Here is an 18,346-nt window from a genome sequence, read left to right as displayed (position 1 = left end):
GCCGTTCACCAACGACCGTCGCGCATTCACAGCAGATTGGCAGCTTGGCGACAACACAGAGATGCCCGCCGTACCACGCGCTGTTCTGCACAAATCTGCCGATGACCGCCGCGGTCCAGCGTCCGCGCCACCAGCAGCCAGCCGCACCGCTTTCCGCCACTTACTTCCTATAACTGATATAAATGAGCGGTGAGCAGCGCACCCTTCGGCAGCAACGTGGAAGCCGTCTCGTCGATGCTCGTGGCGAGCGCCGACCTCATGTGGCGGCATCTCGCCGATCGCAAGGGCTTGAGCGCGAGCGCGACGCTCGTCCTCGTCCGACTCAACCGCGAGGGGCCGATGCGGGTCACCGCGCTCGCGGAGGCCGAGGGGGCGAGCCAGTCGGGTATGACGCAACTGGTCCAGCGCCTGGAACAGCAAGGCCTGGTGGAGCGGTGCAGCGACCCCGACGACGGACGGGCCTGCCTGGTCAAGGTGAGCGACGGCGGCCGGCACCTGTGGGAAGAGCGGGCCGTTCTGCGCAAGCAACGCATCGCCGAATTGTTGGCGGGCTTGTCGGATGACGACCAGATGGCGCTGTGGCTCGCCGCCCAGGTCGCAGGACGATTGGTCGACCAGATGCGCGAGGTCGCCGACACCCGCGCAGGCACCGATGCGTAGCGTGGCCCGAGGAACGCTCATGCGTCGACGATCACACGCCGCCCGGGCGCCACGAACCCCGGAAAACCCGTAGTCCTGGTCCGGACCGGTGTTACGTCGACACCATTGCCCCGAGGAGGCGGACGCCATGCCCATGGAAGGCTCAGCAACCGTACGCATGTCCGCGCCGGCGGACCGCATCTGGAATCTCATCGCCGACGTGCGCAACACCGGAAAGTTCTCGCCGGAGGTGATGGAAGCCGAATGGCTCGGCGGCGCCACCGGTCCCGCCCTCGGCGCCCGGTTCCGCGGACACGTCAAACGGAACGAGATCGGGCCCACCTACTGGACGACGTGCAAGGTGACGGCCTGCGATCCCGGGCGGGAGTTCGGCTTCGCGGTTCTGGTGGGCGACCGAGCGGCGAACAACTGGCACTACCGGCTGGAGCCGGCCGGCACCGAGACCGATGTCACCGAATCCTTCCGGATGCCGCCGGGAGCCTTCACCACCGTGTTCTCGATGTTCGGCGGGCAGCTCCGCCGGCGCCGCAACATCCGCGACATGCGCAAGACTCTCGAAAGAATCAAGGACGTCGTGGAGACCGGCGAGCAATAGCCGGATATACCGCCTTCCTGTGAATCCCTGTGCGACAGCTATGCGTTGATGAGAATTCCGGCGTGGTGCCGACGCCTGCGGTGGGAATAAATAAAATTTAGTTGCGCTTAGCAGTTGTGGTAGGCATTAGGTACCGGGCCGAACTGCTGAGCACCGGGACATCTGAATCCGCGCGGTCGGGAGCGGCGCGATCACGGCCACACCGGCCGTAGCTGAGGAGGACGGCATGACAATTCTCGGGCCCCGACCGGTCCGCGAGAATGTCGTGGAGCTCGCCGAGCCGTTGCCGAGGCGGCGAAGATTCGTACCCAGCACACGCCGTGGCAAGGCAACCGTTGCCGCCGCAATGGTCGGTGTGCTCGTGGTTGGCCTGCTCGGCACGGCGTATGGAACCTCACCCGGCGGTGCCCTGTGGGGTGTCACGCGGACGGTGTTTCCGGGACACGCCCAAGACGTCGCCTTGACCGCTGTCGTCGCCGACCTGAAGAAGGCACAGGACATCCTCGGCAGCGGGCAGCAGCCCACTGCCGATCAGCTGACCGACGCCCGCACCGCGCTCAATCAAGCCAAGCAGGACCTTGACTACCTGTCGCCGTCACCTGAGCGAACCAGTCTGCAGAACCTCTATCTTCAACTGACACAACAACTTCTGCAGTACACACCCGATTCGGTACTGCGACTCGCGCCATTGCCCGCCCCGTCTCCGGAGCCCTCGGTGGCCGCCCCGGCCACCGTCCCGACCGACCCGCAGCAGGACGTTGTGGCACTGACCAGCGCGAACGCGCCGACCTGGGGATATGGCGCGTCCGACGACTACGTCCCGGCACCGGCAGGCGTTCCCGATTCCCCGATGGCCGATTGGCCGCAGCCCATAGATCCGCCGTCGACGCCCAACCTCACGAACCTGGGCTACTACGACCAGTCCTGGGGTCAGCTCTACGGCTACAACCCCGGCGGCTGGTACAACTACGACCTCAGTGGCTACAACCAGTACGGGTACGACTTCATCGGCTTCGACCGGTGGGGATATGACCGTTGGGGTTATGACCGGTGGGGATACGACCGCTGGGGCTACAACTGGGCCGGCTACAACTGGGCGGGCTACGACCGCCACGGCTGGGACCGCGGTGGCCGCAACGAATGGGGCCAGCACCGCGACCGCCCAGGCGACCCGCGTGACCAGCGATGGTACGACCATCACCATCCGTACCAGCAGTACTACGGGTGGAAGTTCCGGATCTACAACCCGGTGTATCGCCGTGCGCAGTGGGACCGGGCCCACGGATTCAACCCGCACCTTTACCAGAACTGGAACCGGAACCGAGACTGGCACCATCCGCGGAACCGCGATTGGGCCCCACCGGCTGTCAGGGTCAACACAACAGTCAACATCCGCGTCTCGTCGCCGGTGGTGAACCTCAATGCCTCACTGACACAGTTCATCTCCAACGACAAGGCGACCCGTACCTCCGGGCACCTGATGAAGGACCTCGCAGACAAGTCCGCACGTAACTTCGCCAGGGACCTCACCCCGCGGACCAATTCCTTCGTCGGGTGGCAGCTGCCGTCGGGACTCGGACAGCGACCCGATACGCCCAAAGAAAGCCACCGGCCGTCGTCTGAACCACCGGAATCAGCCGCACCACCGGCCTTGGCAGCACCCGCACCGGCGGCGCCGCCGTCGAAGGTGTCACCCACATTCACTGCGCCCAAGCTGTCGCCGGTGCCCGCCTACACGCCGCCGACGATCGACAAACCGCGCGAAAAGCCGGAAACCGCACCGGCACCGGAAAAGGACCTGGAACTTTCCCCGGAGCGACCGGCAACACCGCCGCGGGCCGACCGGCCGAATCCGGCCGAGGCCACGTCGCCGGGTGACCAAGCGGAACCGGCGAGCCCACCCGACCCTGCACTCGATCGTCCGCGTGAGATCCCGGGGCCGCGCCAGACCGCTCCCGATCCGCAGGCGCCGGCATCGGAGGCACCGGCCGCGCCTCCGGAGGCACCGAGAAAGCAGGAGCCTCCGCAGCAACGCAATACGCCGGAAGAACCACCGGCGCAGCGTGATCCGGCTCCCAAGGTCCAGGTTCCCGAGCCCGAGGCGCCGGCCCCCGAGACCCAGGCTCCTGTTCGCGAGGCACCGGTGTGGCAGGAACCCGCGCCCGCGCCCGAGCGCGAGGCGCCCAAGGAGGCTCCGGCCCCCAGGTATCAGGCTCCCGAGCGCCAGGCCCCCGTCTGGCAGGAACCCGCTCAGCAGGCACCTCGGCAAGAGGCGCCTGCCCGGCAACGACCTGCGCGGGAGGCACCCGCTCGACAGGAACCGCCGGCCCGCGAGGCTCCTTCCCCGCGGCAGGCTCCTCAGCAACGTTCGGAGCAACCGCGATCGGAGCCCTCGTCACCGAAGGGTCCGAAGTGCCCGCCGCCGATGTGTTCGGGGCGCGGGTAACCGACAAGCTGTTGACGACCTAGAAAGGGGCGAGCAGAAATTCGTCGACGAACCTGGCGAACGTGTCATCGACGAACGTCGGGTCGGGTGCGGTGAAGTATTCGATGATGAAGCCCTGGAAGGCTGCCAGCGCGATGCGCGAACGGGTCTCGGCGACATGGGCGGGCATCCCGAGCGCGAGAAGACGGGCCTTGGAGTTGCGCGTCAACAGCGACAAGGTGTCCCAGGTGTATTCGCGGTAGGGGCTGTCGACGCCACACGCTGCACCGAAGATCTGCAGCACCACCCGCAAGCTGTCGCGACGCTCACCGCGCGTGCACTCATACCAGTCTTCGAAACACCATTCGCGGTGCGCCGCAATCGACTCCGGCAGATCCAGATCCTCGGTCTCTGGTATCGCCGCACGCTGCTGACGGTTCAGCACTTCGAGCATGAGTTGCTCTTTGGTGCCGAAGTAGTACACCAGCATCCGAGCGCTGGTCTCCATCTGGGAGGCGAGCTCACGCAGCGAAGTGTCGACGACCCCGGTGCGCGCCAAAATGGCACCCGCAGTGGCCAATAGCGCTTCGCGTTTGTCGCGGTCGAAAGGTCGCGGCACACTTGACTGTAACACTTGCTTCAGATACTGATGATGCGATGCGTGCGAACACGAGGGCAGGGGACGCTCGGTGAGCCTGGTCGAGGACGTCGCCTCGGCACCCGGAAACGGGCTCTCCGAAACGACGGCAGCACCAAGCCGTCGGCCGTTGCCGGTGACCCGATGGGTCGCCATCATCGCGGGGCTGGTGGGCTTCGTGGCCAGCGCGCTGATCCCGGTATTGCCGGTCGTGCAGACGACCGCGTCGCTGCAGTGGCCACAGAACGGACACCTCGGCAATGTGACCGCGCCGCTGATCGCGCTGGCCCCGGAGTCGTTGGAAGCGTCGGTGCCCTGCAGCGTGTTTCGCGAGATGCCCGCCTCCGGCGGGGTGGCGTTGAGCACGGCGCCGGCGGCCGGCAAGCAGGCGATGCTCAACGGACTCTTCGTCACGGCCGGCACCCAACGGGTCGATGTGATCGCCCGCAATGTGGTGGTCCTCAGCGTGCCGCGCAGCCGGATGAGCGACCCACAGTGTCAGCAGCTGACGCTGTCCTCCTCGACGGCAGGTACCTTCGCCGCAGTCGAAGGACTGAACGATCCGGCTACCGGCGGGCCGCTGCGCGGCGGTTTCGGTGATCCGAACCTGCGGCCCCAGATCGTCGGGGTGTTCACCGACCTGAGCGGTCCTGTTCCGGCCGGACTGTCCTTCGCCGCGACCATCGATACCCGGTACACCAGCACCCCGTCGCCGCTGAAAACTGCTGCGATGGTCGCCGGCATCCTCGGCACGATTGTCGCGCTGTTGGCGTTGTGGCGACTCGACCGCCTCGACGGTCGGCGTGCGCAGCGTCTCATTCCGACCCGTTGGCGCACCTTCACCGCAGTGGACGCCACCGTCATCGTGGTATCGGTGGTCTGGTTTGTCGCCGGTGCCGGATCCTCCGATGACGGTTACCAATTCGGCATGGCCAACACCTCCAGTCATTCCGGCTACATGGCCAACTACTTCCGTTGGTACGGGAGCCCCGAAGATCCCTTCGGCTGGTACTACGAGCTGATCGCGGCGATGACCCACGTCAGTCATGCCAGTCTCTGGTTACGTCTGCCGGACTTGGTCTGCGCGCTGGTGTGTTGGCTGCTGCTCTCCCGGGAAGTTCTGCCCCGGCTCGGACGGGCGGTGGTGCGAAACCGCGCCGCGGTGTGGACGGCGGCGCTGGTGTTCATCGCAGCGTGGATGCCGTTCAACAACGGGTTGCGGCCCGAAGGTCAGATCGCCACCGGCGCGCTCATCACCTATGTCCTTGTCGAGCGCGCCATTGCGACACGCCGCGCCGCACCGGTCGGGCTGGCGATCGTAGTGGCCGCGTTCACCCTCGGCATTCAGCCCACCGGGATCATCGCGGTGGCGGTGCTGCTGGCCGGTGGGCGCCCGATCGTGCGGATCATCGTCACTCGCGCGAAATCGGTGGGGATCTGGCCGGTGCTGGCGCCCCTGGCCGCAGCCGGGTTTGTGGTGCTCACGGTGATCTTCGCCGATCAAACCCTGGCAGCGGTACGCGAAGCCACCGCGGTGCGCACCGCGATCGGGCCCGCGCAGCCCTGGTACACCGAGAACCTGCGCTACTTCTACCTGTTCCTGCCGACCACCGACGCTGCCTTGTCCCGCCGCTTCGGGATCCTGATCACCATCGCGTGCCTGTTCGCCTCCATGCTGCTGTTGCTGCGCCGCAAGCGAATACCCGGAATCGCCGTCGGGCCGGTATGGCGATTGATGGGGGTCATCTTCGCCACCGTCTTCCTGCTGACGTTCGCCCCGACCAAGTGGATCCACCATTTCGGGCTGTTCGCCGCCGCCGGCGCGGCGATGGCCGCAGTCGCCACCGTGCTCTTCGGTCCGACGGTGCTGCGGTCACGACGCAATCAGGCGGCGTTCGTGTCGATCGTGCTGTTGATTCTGGCCCTGTGTTTCGCTTCCACCAACGGGTTCTGGTACGTCTCCAGCTACGGGGTGCCGTTCAACGACAGCAGTCCGCACTGGGGCCCGGTCACCGCGAGCGCGGTGTTCCTCTGGCTGTCACTCGCGGCCGCGGGCTATGCCGGCTGGCTACACCTCGTCCCACCGCGACGACCTCCGGCGCGCCTGACCCGGGCGCTGACCGCAGCACCGGTGCCCGTGGCGGCCGGGCTGATGGTGCTGGTGTGCACCGGGTCGATGCTGGCCGGTGCGGTCAAGCAGTACCCGAGCTACTCCAACGGCTGGGCCAACCTACGGGAGCTGACCGGCGGATGCGGACTGGCCGACGATGTTCTCGTCGAACCCGACGCCAACGCAGGGTTCTTGGCACCGCTGCCCGGACCCGACGGCCCGCTGGGCCCATTGGGCGGCACTGATCCGATCGGTTTCATCCCGAACGGATTGCCCGAACACACACTGGCAGAGGCTGTTTGGCAGAGCCAGGCGAAATCCGGAACCGATTACGACTGGGATGCGCCCACCGCACTGGACAAGCCCGGGGTCAATGGTTCCAGCGTCGTGTTGCCCTACGGTCTTGATCCCTCCCGTGTTCCGGTGGCCGGAAGCTTCACCGCCGGCCCGCAACAGGTCAGCACGCTGACCTCTGAGTGGTATCGGCTTCCGGCCGCCGACGACGCCCACCCGCTCGTGGTGATCACCGCGGCCGGCACCATCACCGGCGACAGCGTCCTCTCCGGGCACACCGCTGCCCAAACCGTCGCCCTGGAATACGGCACACTCGGCCCCGGAGGCACACCAGAACCAGGCGGACGGCTCGTCCCCTACGACATCGGCCCGCAACCGGCCTGGCGAAATCTGCGGTTCCCACGCGCCGCCATCCCCGCCGACGCCTCCTACGTCCGGATTGTCGCCGACGACCGCTCACTGGATCCGGGTGATTGGGTCGCCGTCACCCCGCCGCGGGTGCCTGAGCTCCGGTCGCTGCAGGAGTACCTCGGCTCCACGCAGCCGGTGCTGCTGGATTGGGCTGTGGGACTGGTATTTCCATGCCAGCAGCCCATGTTGCACGCGAACGGCGTCATGCAGATCCCCAACTATCGAATCTCACCGGACTACCCCGCCAAGATCGAAATGCCGGACACCTGGCAGTCCGGCGACAACGGCGGCCCGTTGGGTATCACCGACCTGATGCTGCGGGCTCATGCCATGCCCACGTACCTGTCCCGGGACTGGGGCCGCGACTGGGGTTCGTTGCGCCGCTTCACCCCCGTCGTCGATGCGCCCGAAGCTCACCTGCAGCTCGGGACCGCCGTTCGAAGCGGTCTCTGGAGCCCCGGCCCGATCCGCATCGGACCGTGAGTGCTCGCTGACGTGGCCATTTCGATCTGGTGCGAGGACCGCATGTTCGAGAGAGTGGCGGTATGACGTCGACACAGAGCAGCCCTCTCATCCGGACCTTCTTCGCCCTGCGATTCGCCACCGGTGTCGCAGCCTGGTTGGCCCCGAACAAGACCGGCCGCCTCATCGGACTCAACGCCGGCCGCGACCAACCATTCACGACCCAACTCTTCGGCTCCCGTGAACTCACACTGGCACTGGCGATCACCGATGTTTCGCCCAAGCTGCGCAAGCGCGCGTTGCAGATGGGCCTACTCACCGACCTGCTCGATGTCGTCGCCACCGCCCGAGGTGTTCGTGCGGGCACACTCTCGGGGACCGGCGCAATCCTCGCCGGAGGCGGCGCAGCGCTGTTCGCCGGTCTCGGAGTCGCCGCCTTGAACCACGGCGACCGGTCGATCAGGGCGACCGGGTAGGCACCGCAAGCGGGCCGATCACCCGCCACGTCCACGTGCTTTAATCGCCCCCATGCAGGATGAGCCTTCTGTAGACCCCAGTGGTCCTGACCAGTGGCTGGCGACGATCGGCGATATTTCTGTGTCGGAGTACTGGATATCGACCCCGGCCGGGCAATTTCCGATACGTGGCACCACGTGGACGGTCACGGACATGTCCACCACCGAAGAGCACTTCCCCACCGCGGCGATTGTTCTCGGGATCCTGTTTACCTTGGTCTGCCTGCTGGGCCTACTTATCTTGTTCATGATGAAGCAGGTGCGCCAAGTTGGGTTTGTTCAAGTCGTGGTTCACGGCGACGGGTTCGGCTACACGACGACGATTCCGGTATCACACCCTCAAGACGTCCTCGCCATCTACGACGAAGTCGAATATGCCCGCGAGTTGGCCGGTCAGACAACCTAGTTCAAAACTAGAGTAGGTCGTGGTTGAGCATCCGGCAGGCCGGCATCGGCGCGCCGTAGCGCCTCGTTCAAGATCTCATCGCCTGCATCTGCTTCGGAGTCAGCGACTACGTGCCAGTCAACACCGGGATACTGGGCGCGCCAACGATTGTCGCTCGTCTTGGTGATGATTGGGCGGAAGTGAGTGGCGTATTTCTCGTGGAGGGCAGTGAGGACCTCGTGCATGTCGTGTTGGTCAGTCATAGTTTGGCTTCCTACTGCCATTGGCCCGGCGCTCAGGCCCCGACCGCCGTCAACCACTCGCCGTAGAAGAGCGCGACTCCGAGGCCGCTGGCGATTGCCCCAATCAGCCAGAACCGTATCGTCAGTGCGCTTTCCGGCCAGTCCATCAGCTCGAAGTGGTGGTGAAGCGGGGTCAATCGGAAGACCCGTCGTCCGGTCGTGCGGAACGCCACGACTTGGATGACGACGGAGGTCACCTCGGCCACGAACAGGGCACCGAGGATGACGGCCAGGAGCTCGGTGCGGCTGACCACCGATAAGCCGGCAATGATGCCGCCCAAGGCGAGCGAACCCGTGTCACCCATGATGATCCTGGCGGGTGCGGCGTTCCACCATAGGAATCCGATGCAGGCGCCGGCGGTGGCAGCGGCGACGAGTGCCAGATCGAGAGGGTCGCGGACGTGGTAGCAACCGGCCTCCTGGGCAAGGGCACATGAGTTTCGGAACTGCCAGAAGGTGATGAGCACGTAGGCGGCACTCACCATCGCCATGGTCCCCGCGGCGAGCCCGTCGAGCCCGTCGGTGAGGTTGACGGCATTGGACCACGCCGAGACCACGATGATGCAGAACAGGACGAACACCACGGCCGGCAGCGCGAACGAGGCGATCTCACGGACGTAGGACAGTTCGGCGCTTGCCGGTGTGAGACCGTCAGCGTTACGGAACTGCAGCGCGAGCATCGCAAAAAGGACTGCCGCGACCAATTGCCCAGCAGACTTGGCTCTCTTGTTCAGACCGAGATTGCGTGCGCGCCGCAACTTGATGTAGTCGTCGGTGAAGCCGACCGCGCCCAGCGCGGTGGCCAGTCCGAGAACCAGCAGACCCGATGCCGACGGGCCGCCTCCCCCGAATGCGAGCCCAATGAGGTTGGTACTCAAATAACTTGCCCAGATCGCGGTGAGGATAGCCAGACCGCCCATTGTCGGGGTGCCACGCTTGCGTTGGTGGGTCTGTGGGGCGTCGTCGCGGATCTCCTGACCGAAGCCCAGCCGGGTGAACATCCGGATCAGCACCGGGGTCAGCAGAATCGCGACCAACACGGCTATGCCCGCGGCGAACAGTATCTGGCTCATCGGCGACGCCGGTCGCTACCGCGTGATCCGGTCGGCGACTGCACCCGATTGAAATCCAATCCCCCCATCGGGCCAGTATGGCCGATCCGCTGTTGCATCGACTGGTCGGTGACGAAGTGTTGCCCGCTGCGTATGCCACCGACGACGGAGCCGGCCTGCTGTACCGCGGCACCACGTTGGTCGAAGCCGTCGCCGAAAACCGCACTGCCGGGGCGTACTTCGTCGAAGCGCGAGACGGCGTCGCAATCGAGACGGCGCTCGACGTCCGGCGGCTGTAGAACGAAGCATCCGGAGGGAGCCGAGGCTGCAGGAAGGGCAGCCCAGACACGGGCGGCGGCGTGTACTGCGTTCCACCGTCCAGCACCCAGGTAGTTCTACCGATCCGGTCGCCCGCCGGGTCGCCGACGATGTGAGCCATGAGTCAGGAACACGACCGCGGCGTGATGTTGTCTGTCGCCGCTCTTGCCGCGATGGTCATCGCCTACCTGCTTACGTTCACGGTTCTCACTGACACTGATATGGCGTCTAGATTCGAGAACGGAGTCGCACCGCCGGGAACCGACATCGCCGGCCTCCGCACCGCAGCTGTTAGTAGCATCGTCGCCGCGGCCGGGGCATGGGCGGCAGCCGTTGCAAGCCGCAGGGCCGTCCCGGTCGTGCTGATATTCATCGGTTCTGTACCGTTTGCGCCGCTGGCCCTGTTCGCACTGGGGCTGGCGTTCTGAACACCACGCGCCGCGATCCTTCCAAGACCACGATCGAGGCCCGGGACTGCGAATACAACGACCATGGCGTCGGGATTCGAGTTCGACGAGAGTGATCTGCGCAAAGCCCGCCCGATGCCACCGATTGACGCTTCGCCAACTACGATGAGTCGTCCCTTAGGGTTGTAGAACACCTATCTCGGTAGGTCCCGAGCCCCCGTAGCTCAGGGGATAGAGCACGGCTCTCCTAAAGCCGGTGTCGCAGGTTCGAATCCTGCCGGGGGCACTCACGTTGTTGCAGGCCAAGGCCCATGTCCGGGCGGCCGCCAAAGCAAGCTCAATTTCCCACCAATGGCCGGCCGCTGGCCTGCCAGGCCTTCATTCCGCCCTCGAGTTCGACCACATCGGTATAGCCCAGCGATTTCAGCGCTTCGGCGGCCGTCGCGCTCATCGGGCCGGTTCGGCAGTAGATCGCGATCGGCGCCCCGCGATCGGTGGGCAGCTGATCTGCCTGCTCGACGATCCGATCGAACGGAATCGACAGGTCCGTACCGGCGATGTCGCCTTCGAAAGGCACGTGGACGTTGATCGTCGTCCGGTCGGATTCACCTATGGCAGTGGCGAATTCATCAGGGCCGACCAGTCGATGCTGCACAACGCTTGCCGCCGCGGCTCCCGTGGAGGCAGCCGGCGGCGCCTCGGCCGGTGAGCCACACGATGCCAACGACACCGAAGCCACGACCGCGATTACACCGATGCACATCCTTGCGAACATGCCGAAAGAATACCCCTAGGGGGTACTTGCGCTCCACTCTTCGACGGTGCTACGTTCGCCGTGTCAGATACCCCCCAGGGGTATTCAACGAAAGGAGCGGGATCGATGACCACTGCATCGACGCAGGTCGATTGGCATTTGCGCGGAGAATGGTTCGATGTGTGCAGCTGCAAGTTGCCCTGCCCGTGCAGCTTCGCCCAGGAGCCCACGCACGGCGATTGCCTGTTCACCTTGGTGTGGCACGTCCGTGAAGGGCATTACGGTGACACCGATTTGGCGGGTCTCAGCGTGATTGCCCTCGGCGAGTTCGCCGGCAACATGTGGATCGGCGACCCGAACGCGACGATGAAGTTGATGTTCTACATCGACGAGAAGGGTGACGCCGCCCAGCGAGATGCGCTCGAACGGATCTTCACCGGCAAGGAAGGCGGTTGGCCGGCCGAGTTCGGCAGCCTGATCGAGGAGTTGCGCGGCATCGAATACGCCCCGATCAGCTTCGAGGCCGCCGACGACCTCGCCTACTGGCGGGCCGAGATTCCCGGCAAGGTCGACTTGAAAGTGGAGGCCCTGACCGGCCCGACGGCCGATCCGAACCGACGGGTGACCACCACCAACGCGCCGGGCGCCGAGGTCGGCCCAGGCCAGGTCGCAACCTGGGGTGTGGTCAAGGAAGACCACGCCGTGGGCTTCGACTGGTCACACGAGCACACCGGCGCCTCGAGCAAGCACTTCCCGTTCGACTGGCGCCCCGGGTCTGACGATGCGGACGGGGGCGAGGCGACGACGGAAGCGCAAGCCTCCTGCAGCTGCGGCTGCTGAGTCGCGCGCCGGCACCGGGCGGGAAGGCAGCGGCTCCCGCCTGGCGCCGGGTCACGGCGCATCGCGCCCTAGTTCAATCCGTTCGGACAGGATCATCGACTGGTCAGTTCCCGGCACGGGCAAAATTCGTCGCCACGGCTCGTCGCACCACCTGGCACGCGAGTCACACACGTTGGCTGGCAACACTCCGGGAAGACGCCACGGAACCCTATTTTCCTTGGCAAATGAATTCAACGCTCTGACCGGGAAGGCTTCGATGAGAGCAAATTGGCTGCACCGTGGCATTCCAGGCGATTCCCAGGAATATCGTGAGATGCACTAATGTTATCTGCAGACGGGGGTCTTGAGCTCGTACACAGCTAACAACCCGGAGGCGAGAAAGATGCGTTCGAAACTGAAGAAAGTCGCGGCGATCGGGCTGGGCACGCTGGCAATTCCGGTGGGCGTGGCCGTGGCGTCAGCCGCTCCGGCGTCTGCCGGTCCCGACATCTGCGCGACCGGTCCGTACGGCTACGTGCAGGCCTGCGTCGAGGGTCCCGGCTGGGGCCGTTGGAACGGCTGGGACAGGGGCTGGCACGGCCGCGGCCACGGACACGGCCACGGCGGCTGGGACGACTGAGCCGACTTAACCACGGGTAACGCCGTGGCGGGAATCTGATCCTGGATTCCCGCCACGGCGTTTTCTCGTTGAATGCCTGTAGTCACTCTCTTAGTTGTAGTAGCGTCGCCGCCATGGAGGACGTCTGGATTCTCGGTGGGTACCAGAGCGATTTCGCCCGCAATCTCAGCCGTGAGGAGGTCGACTTCGCCGGACTCACCCGCGAGGTTGTCGATCACACGCTGAACAGCGCCAGGATCGACGCCGCCGGCATCGGCGTCGTCCACGTCGCAAACGCCTTCGGCGACCTGTTCGCCGGGCAAGCCCACCTCGGCGCCATGCCGGCGACCGTGCACCCCGACCTGTGGGAAACCCCGGCGTCCCGACACGAGGCCGCGTGCGCGTCGGGCAGCGTCGCGACGCTGGCGGCTATTGCCGATCTGCGCTCGGGCGCCTACGACAGCGCCCTGGTCATCGGGGTGGAACTGGAGAAGACAGTGCCCGGCGACACCGCCGCCGCGCACCTCGGCGCCGCCGCATGGACGGGCCACGAGGCCGGGGACGCCCGGTTCGTCTGGCCATCGATGTTCTCCGACGTGGCCGACGCCTACGACCGCCGCTACGGCCTCAACGCCGAACATCTGCGCGCCATCGCCGCGCTGAACTTCCGCAACGCCAAGGCCAACTCCCACGCCCAGACCCGGGACTGGACGGTGCCCGATCCCGTCGGGGATGACGACGCCACCAATCCGCTCGTGGAGGGACGACTGCGCCGGTTCGACTGCAGTCAGATGACCGACGGCGGAGCAGGGCTGGTACTCGTCAGCGACGCCTACCTGCGCGCACACCCGAACGTCCGCCCCATCGCCCGAATCGAGGGCTGGGGCCACCGCACCGTCGGTCTGGGTCTGCAACAGAAACTCGACCGCAGTGCGGCAGATCCGTATCTGCTGCCGCATGTGCGTCATGCCGTGCTGGACGCGTTCGGCCGCGCTGGGCTGACACTCGACGACGTCGACGGTTTCGAGGTGCACGACTGCTTCACCCCCAGCGAGTACTTGGCCATCGACCACATCGGACTGACCGGCCCCGGCGAATCCTGGAAGGCCATCGAGAACGCTGAGATCGAGATCGGTGGGCGGTTGCCGATCAACCCCAGCGGTGGGCTGATCGGCGGCGGGCACCCGGTTGGCGCGTCCGGGGTGCGGATGCTGCTCGACGCCGCCAAGCAGGTCAGCGCTACCGCCGGCCCGTACCAGGTCGAGGGCGCAAAGACGTTCGGCACCTTGAACTTCGGTGGCAGTACCGCCACCACCGTCAGCTTCGTCGTAGGAGGAGCCCCGCAATGAACACCGAGGTTGTGGCCAAGTATCTGTCCACGCTGCCCGAGGACGACGACCATCCGTACCGCACCGGGGCGTGGCGGCCACAGACCACCGAATGGGATTCCGACGACCTGCGGGTCATCGACGGTGAGATCCCGACCGATCTCGACGGTGTCTACCTGCGCAACACCGAGAACCCACTGCATCCGGCGTTACAGACGTACCACCCGTTCGACGGTGACGGCATGCTGCACATCGTCGGCTTCCGGGACGGAAAAGCGTTCTACCGCAACAGGTTCATCCCCACCGACGGACTGTTGGCCGAGATCGAGGCGGGCGGGCCGCTGTGGCCGGGAATCGCCGAACCGATCGAACTGGCCAAACGCGACCACGGCTGGGGTGCGCGCACGCTGATGAAGGACGCCTCCAGCACGGACGTGACGGTGCACCGTGGCGTCGCGCTCACCAGCTTCTACCAGTGCGGCGACCTGTACCGCATCGACCCGTACACCGGCGATGCCCTGGGCAAGGAGGATTGGGGCGGGGCGTTTCCCGCCGAGTGGGGCGTCTCGGCGCATCCCAAAGCCGACGACGCCACCGGCGAACTGCTGTTCTTCAACTATGGCAAGCAGGTGCCGTACATGCACTACGGCGTGGTGGATGCCGACAACCGCCTGGTGCACTACGTGGACGTCGAGCTGCCCGGACCCCGCCTGCCCCACGACATGGCGTTCACCGAAAACTACGTGATTCTCAACGACTTTCCGTTGTTCTGGGACGCCAAGTTCCTCAAGAGCAACGTGCACCTGCCCAAGCTGCACCGCGACCTGCCGTCCCGGTTCGCGATCCTGCCCCGCCGCGGCGCCGCCGGCGACGTCAAGTGGTTCGAGGCCGACACCACCTACGTCCTGCATTTCACCAACGCCTACGAGGACGGCGACGAGATCGTGCTCGACGGGTTCTTCCAGGGCGACGCGACGCCGGCCCTGGCGCTGGACAAGATGCAGACCCGCCTGCACCGCTGGCGGTTCAATCTGGTCACCGGCCAGACCCGCGAAGAGCAATTGTCGGACAGCATCACCGAATTCGGCATGATCAATCCCCGTCACGCGGGGCGTGACTACCGCTACGCCTACGCCGCCACCGGGAAACCGGGCTGGTTCCTCTTCGACGGGCTGGTCCGTCACGATCTGCACACCGGCTCCGAACAGCGCTATGCGTTCGACGACGGCGTGTACGGCAGCGAGACCGCCATGGCGCCGCGGGTGGGCAGCACCGGTGAGGACGACGGCTATCTGGTCACCATCACCACGGACATGAACGGCGACGCCTCCTACTGCCTGGTGTTCGATGCCGCCCGGGTTCCCGACGGGCCGGTGTGCAAACTCGCTCTGCCGGAACGGGTTTCCAGCGGCACCCACTCCACCTGGGCGCCGGGCGACGAGCTGCGCCGATGGCTGGTGCGTGACTGACGCTCCGTCCGGCGGCACCAACGCGGTCGGGCAGATGTTGGCTCTGGTCGGCGACGAATGGACGCTGCTGGTGATGCAGCAGGCCCTGCTCGGCGCCACGCGTTACGGGGAATTCCGGACCCGGCTGCCGATCTCCAACTCGGTGCTGACCCGCCGCCTCGGGTCTCTGACAGAAAACGGGCTGCTGCAACGCCACCGCTATCAGGAGCGGCCTCCGCGCGACGAATACCTGATCACCGCCCGTGGCCGGGCGCTGTGGCCGGTGCTGCTGTCCATCTGGGAGTGGGAACGCCACTGGGTGCCCGAGCACCGCGAATCCCTGCCTGCCATGCGGCATCTGCGGTGCGGCGCCGATTTCACCCCGGTCCTGACGTGCGGCAGCTGCGATGCACCGACCACTGCCGGCGACGTGACCGCCGTATGGGGGCCCAGCGGCGGCTGGGATCGGTCGCTGCCGGGGGCCACGACGCGGCGTCGCTCCGAGGGCGATCGGCGCGATTCCCCTTCCGGCCAGTTCCCCCAGACCATGAGCGTGCTGGGTAACCGCTGGGCGTTTGCCATCCTGGTCGCCGCCTTCACCGGCACCACCAGGTTCTCCGAATTTCAACGGGCGCTGTCCGCGTCGCCGGCGTCGCTCGCTGACCGGCTGCAGACGTTCCGGGCCAACGGGATTCTCGCCACCACCGACGAGGACCGCCAATACCGGCTGACCCCGAAGGGTGCCGCTTTCCTACCCGTTCTCGTCACAGCCCTGGCGTGGGCGCAGCGGTCGTTCCCGGCCGTCGAGGGCCCGGCGGTGCTCCTCACCCACACCGGCCACAGGCATCCCTTTTCTCCGATGCTGACGTGCGATCAGTGCAGTGAACGGCTCACCGGCGCAGCAGTGTCCGTCGTCGAATCGTGATGGCCAGCACCACCATCAGGGCGGCCCCGGTAAGCGAAACAGCGACCCACACCGGCCCGAGGTTTCCCGATGGCAAGGTTGCTACCGGTTCGGCCGAACCGGCCAAGGGTCGGTGGCGGCAGACAGTGGGGCGGCGTCGGCTCGCGCCTCCCGAACACTCGGCCACACCTCCGGACGAGTCCACGGCGACACCATCAACCCTTTCGCCTCGGTACACACCATCACGAGCGCTTCGCAGCCGATAAACGTCTCTGACATGCATCACCTAGGAAGAATCGCGCGCCAAAAAGTTCTGGCACTCTCCTGGATCGAGTGCTAATATCGGCGCTGCACAGTGATTGGTTGCCCGCCAGGGTGGCGGGCTCTGAGACGGTACGGGAGGTGAATTACTGTGCTTCGTTTTGATCCGTTCAGCGACCTTGATGTGTTGACCAGAAGTTTGCTGTCAGGTGACTCAGGGTCAACGCGTACACCCCGGTTCATGCCGATGGACCTATGCAAGATCGGCGACCACTACGTCCTGACAGCCGACCTTCCCGGTGTCGATCCGGGCTCGGTGGACGTCAACGTCGACAACGGCACACTCACCATCTCGGCGCATCGAACCGCTCGTTCGGAAGAATCCGCGCAGTGGCTCACCAATGAGCGGTTCTTCGGCAAATTCCGACGCCAGTTGTCGCTCGGCGACGGGATCGATACGTCGGCGATCTCCGCCACGTACGAGAACGGTGTCCTCACCGTCACCATCCCGATGGCTGAACGTGCCAGGCCCCGCAAGATCGCAGTGGCCCACGGTGCCGACCGCAAGTCGATCGAAACAACCACTGTCGACGCGGACTAATTGCCCCCGCCGCGGCGGTCCAGCCTGAACTTCAGGTTGGACCGCGCAGCGGGCCATTCGATGTCCAGGATCGAATACACCACGGTGTCGCGGCGGGATCCGTCCGGCAGCAGCTGTTGGCTTCGCAACACGCCGTCGAGCTTGGCACCGAGCCGTTCGATGGCCGCACGGCTGGCGAAGTTGAAGAAGTGGGTGCGGAATTCCACTGCCACACAATTCAACTCATCGAATGCATGCCCGAGCATCAACAGCTTGGTCTCGGCGTTGATGCCGGTGCGCCGGGCCGCGGCGGTGTACCAGGTGTGCCCGATCTCCAGCCGCCGGTTCGGTCCGTCGACATGCAGGTAGCTGGAAGACCCCACCAACTCGCCGTCGAAGTTGCGTACCACGAAGGTCACGCCGTGATCGGCAGCGCGCAACTCGAACATGCGCTGCACCCACTCGGCGGCACCGCCGGGCTTCGGCGTCATCGTGTACCAGAGCGAACCCAACTCACCGTCCGCAGCCGCGGCGTCGATCTCAGGGACATGCTCGGTCGTCAACGGTTCCAACGTCACCCACCGTTGCCCGGTCAACTCCACCGGCGTGACGAATTCACCCATCACTGGTCACCTAACGTCGACAGGAAGGACCACACCGAACACAACCCCGCAAGCACCGCCATCGCACCGCCGACGTACAGCCCGTAACCCGCGGCCACCAGGCCTTTGACGTTGAGCGTGTAGTACCACACCGTCAACGCCACCAGAGCCACCGAAATCAGCAGCCCCACAGCCGAAGCCCACCGCTGCGACAGGCCTCGCCCGGCCATAGCCCCCGCCACGATCAATCCGGCGCTCAACAGAACGATCAGCTGCCCGGCGCCGAAACTGCTGGGCGGCACGATGCTTCCCACTGCCCCGCCGATCGCATTGGCCCGGCCGCCGCCGTTGGCGCTGGTGGTCAGCCACGGCAACCAGGCGACCACCACCAGGACCGCAGCACAGAGGGCGATCAGCCACCCAGGGGCAATGCGCCACCCTGGACGCAGACGAACCAT

At 65.8% G+C, this 18,346-nt stretch carries 20 protein-coding genes and 1 tRNA gene; 15 read left to right on the top strand and 6 right to left on the bottom strand.

What is annotated here, in order from left to right; genetic code table 11:
• The first annotated feature begins 189 nt into the window (after positions 1-189).
• The 3 genes from AC4LGL_RS02830 (at position 190) to AC4LGL_RS02820 (ending at position 3,701) form a co-directional block, all read left to right on the top strand.
• The gene (locus AC4LGL_RS02830; protein WP_491837515.1) at positions 190-660 is read left to right on the top strand and encodes a MarR family transcriptional regulator; all 471 of its coding nucleotides are present in this window, start codon (positions 190-192) and stop codon (positions 658-660) included.
• Positions 661-793: 133 nt separating this feature from the next.
• On the top strand, positions 794-1,255 hold the full coding sequence (locus AC4LGL_RS02825) for an SRPBCC family protein (protein ID WP_491837566.1): 462 nt from the start codon (positions 794-796) through the stop codon (positions 1,253-1,255).
• Positions 1,256-1,481: 226 nt separating this feature from the next.
• A complete protein-coding gene (locus AC4LGL_RS02820; protein WP_491837514.1) occupies positions 1,482-3,701 on the top strand; it encodes a hypothetical protein in 2,220 nt (739 codons plus the stop codon).
• A 19-nt stretch (positions 3,702-3,720) separates the two neighbouring features.
• Here AC4LGL_RS02820 and AC4LGL_RS02815 read toward each other — a convergent pair whose 3' ends face one another.
• Positions 3,721-4,299 carry a TetR/AcrR family transcriptional regulator gene (locus AC4LGL_RS02815; protein WP_491837513.1) on the bottom strand — a complete coding sequence of 193 codons (579 nt, stop codon included), beginning with the start codon at positions 4,297-4,299 and terminating at the stop codon, positions 3,721-3,723.
• Positions 4,300-4,369: 70 nt separating this feature from the next.
• Here AC4LGL_RS02815 and AC4LGL_RS02810 point away from each other — a divergent pair, with 70 nt between their 5' ends.
• From AC4LGL_RS02810 to AC4LGL_RS02800, 3 genes are all read left to right on the top strand, one after another.
• Positions 4,370-7,615: an arabinosyltransferase domain-containing protein gene (locus AC4LGL_RS02810; RefSeq protein WP_491837512.1), complete on the top strand. Its 3,246-nt coding sequence runs from the start codon at positions 4,370-4,372 to the stop codon at positions 7,613-7,615.
• A gap of 62 nt (positions 7,616-7,677) precedes the next feature.
• Positions 7,678-8,070, top strand: coding sequence for a hypothetical protein (locus tag AC4LGL_RS02805; protein ID WP_491837511.1), 393 nt, complete (start codon positions 7,678-7,680; stop codon positions 8,068-8,070).
• Positions 8,071-8,122: 52 nt separating this feature from the next.
• Positions 8,123-8,515: a hypothetical protein gene (locus AC4LGL_RS02800; RefSeq protein ID WP_491837510.1), complete on the top strand. Its 393-nt coding sequence runs from the start codon at positions 8,123-8,125 to the stop codon at positions 8,513-8,515.
• On the opposite strand, the gene AC4LGL_RS02795 is transcribed toward AC4LGL_RS02800, so the two are convergent.
• Both AC4LGL_RS02795 and mraY read right to left on the bottom strand, forming a co-directional pair.
• Positions 8,512-8,757: a hypothetical protein gene (locus tag AC4LGL_RS02795; RefSeq protein ID WP_491837509.1), complete on the bottom strand. Its 246-nt coding sequence runs from the start codon at positions 8,755-8,757 to the stop codon at positions 8,512-8,514. The genes AC4LGL_RS02800 and AC4LGL_RS02795 overlap by 4 nt on opposite strands.
• 32 nt (positions 8,758-8,789) lie before the next feature.
• Positions 8,790-9,869 carry a phospho-N-acetylmuramoyl-pentapeptide-transferase gene (mraY, locus tag AC4LGL_RS02790; protein ID WP_491837508.1) on the bottom strand — a complete coding sequence of 360 codons (1,080 nt, stop codon included), beginning with the start codon at positions 9,867-9,869 and terminating at the stop codon, positions 8,790-8,792.
• 77 nt (positions 9,870-9,946) lie between these two features.
• Here mraY and AC4LGL_RS02785 point away from each other — a divergent pair, with 77 nt between their 5' ends.
• From AC4LGL_RS02785 to AC4LGL_RS02775, 3 genes are all read left to right on the top strand, one after another.
• Positions 9,947-10,147, top strand: a complete 201-nt coding sequence (locus tag AC4LGL_RS02785; RefSeq protein ID WP_491837507.1) for a hypothetical protein — start codon at positions 9,947-9,949, stop codon at positions 10,145-10,147.
• 138 nt (positions 10,148-10,285) lie between these two features.
• Positions 10,286-10,594: a hypothetical protein gene (locus AC4LGL_RS02780; protein ID WP_491837506.1), complete on the top strand. Its 309-nt coding sequence runs from the start codon at positions 10,286-10,288 to the stop codon at positions 10,592-10,594.
• A 192-nt stretch (positions 10,595-10,786) separates the two neighbouring features.
• Positions 10,787-10,859: transfer RNA gene (locus AC4LGL_RS02775), tRNA-Arg, on the top strand.
• Between the two features lie 51 nt (positions 10,860-10,910).
• Here AC4LGL_RS02775 and AC4LGL_RS02770 read toward each other — a convergent pair.
• Positions 10,911-11,348, bottom strand: a complete 438-nt coding sequence (locus tag AC4LGL_RS02770; RefSeq protein WP_491837505.1) for a rhodanese-like domain-containing protein — start codon at positions 11,346-11,348, stop codon at positions 10,911-10,913.
• Positions 11,349-11,453: 105 nt separating this feature from the next.
• On the opposite strand from AC4LGL_RS02770, the gene AC4LGL_RS02765 reads away from it, so the two are divergent.
• The 6 genes from AC4LGL_RS02765 to AC4LGL_RS02740 all read left to right on the top strand — a co-directional run bounded on the left by AC4LGL_RS02765 (position 11,454) and on the right by AC4LGL_RS02740 (position 17,307).
• Positions 11,454-12,167, top strand: a complete 714-nt coding sequence (locus AC4LGL_RS02765; RefSeq protein ID WP_491837504.1) for a DUF1326 domain-containing protein — start codon at positions 11,454-11,456, stop codon at positions 12,165-12,167.
• Positions 12,168-12,549: 382 nt separating this feature from the next.
• Positions 12,550-12,786, top strand: coding sequence for a hypothetical protein (locus AC4LGL_RS02760; RefSeq protein WP_491837503.1), 237 nt, complete (start codon positions 12,550-12,552; stop codon positions 12,784-12,786).
• A gap of 113 nt (positions 12,787-12,899) precedes the next feature.
• On the top strand, positions 12,900-14,114 hold the full coding sequence (locus AC4LGL_RS02755; RefSeq protein ID WP_491837502.1) for an acetyl-CoA acetyltransferase: 1,215 nt from the start codon (positions 12,900-12,902) through the stop codon (positions 14,112-14,114).
• Positions 14,111-15,562, top strand: a complete 1,452-nt coding sequence (locus tag AC4LGL_RS02750) for a carotenoid oxygenase family protein (protein ID WP_491837501.1) — start codon at positions 14,111-14,113, stop codon at positions 15,560-15,562. The genes AC4LGL_RS02755 and AC4LGL_RS02750 overlap by 4 nt, the downstream gene beginning before the upstream one ends.
• A 34-nt stretch (positions 15,563-15,596) precedes the next feature.
• Entirely contained in the window at positions 15,597-16,466 is an 870-nt protein-coding gene (locus AC4LGL_RS02745; protein ID WP_491837565.1) for a winged helix-turn-helix transcriptional regulator, read from the top strand.
• Between the two features lie 391 nt (positions 16,467-16,857).
• Positions 16,858-17,307 carry an Hsp20/alpha crystallin family protein gene (locus AC4LGL_RS02740; RefSeq protein ID WP_064881352.1) on the top strand — a complete coding sequence of 150 codons (450 nt, stop codon included), beginning with the start codon at positions 16,858-16,860 and terminating at the stop codon, positions 17,305-17,307.
• Here AC4LGL_RS02740 and AC4LGL_RS02735 read toward each other — a convergent pair.
• A complete protein-coding gene (locus AC4LGL_RS02735; protein ID WP_491837500.1) occupies positions 17,304-17,909 on the bottom strand; it encodes a GNAT family N-acetyltransferase in 606 nt (201 codons plus the stop codon). The genes AC4LGL_RS02740 and AC4LGL_RS02735 overlap by 4 nt on opposite strands.
• Complete coding sequence (locus AC4LGL_RS02730) at positions 17,909-18,346, bottom strand: hypothetical protein (RefSeq protein WP_491837499.1); 438 nt, start codon at positions 18,344-18,346, stop codon at positions 17,909-17,911. Before AC4LGL_RS02730 ends, AC4LGL_RS02735 begins: the two co-directional genes overlap by 1 nt.

It is taken from the genome of Mycolicibacterium arcueilense (genome assembly GCF_058536225.1).
Note: the sequence above shows the minus strand (reverse complement) of the source record. Positions and strands in the feature narration are given on the sequence as shown.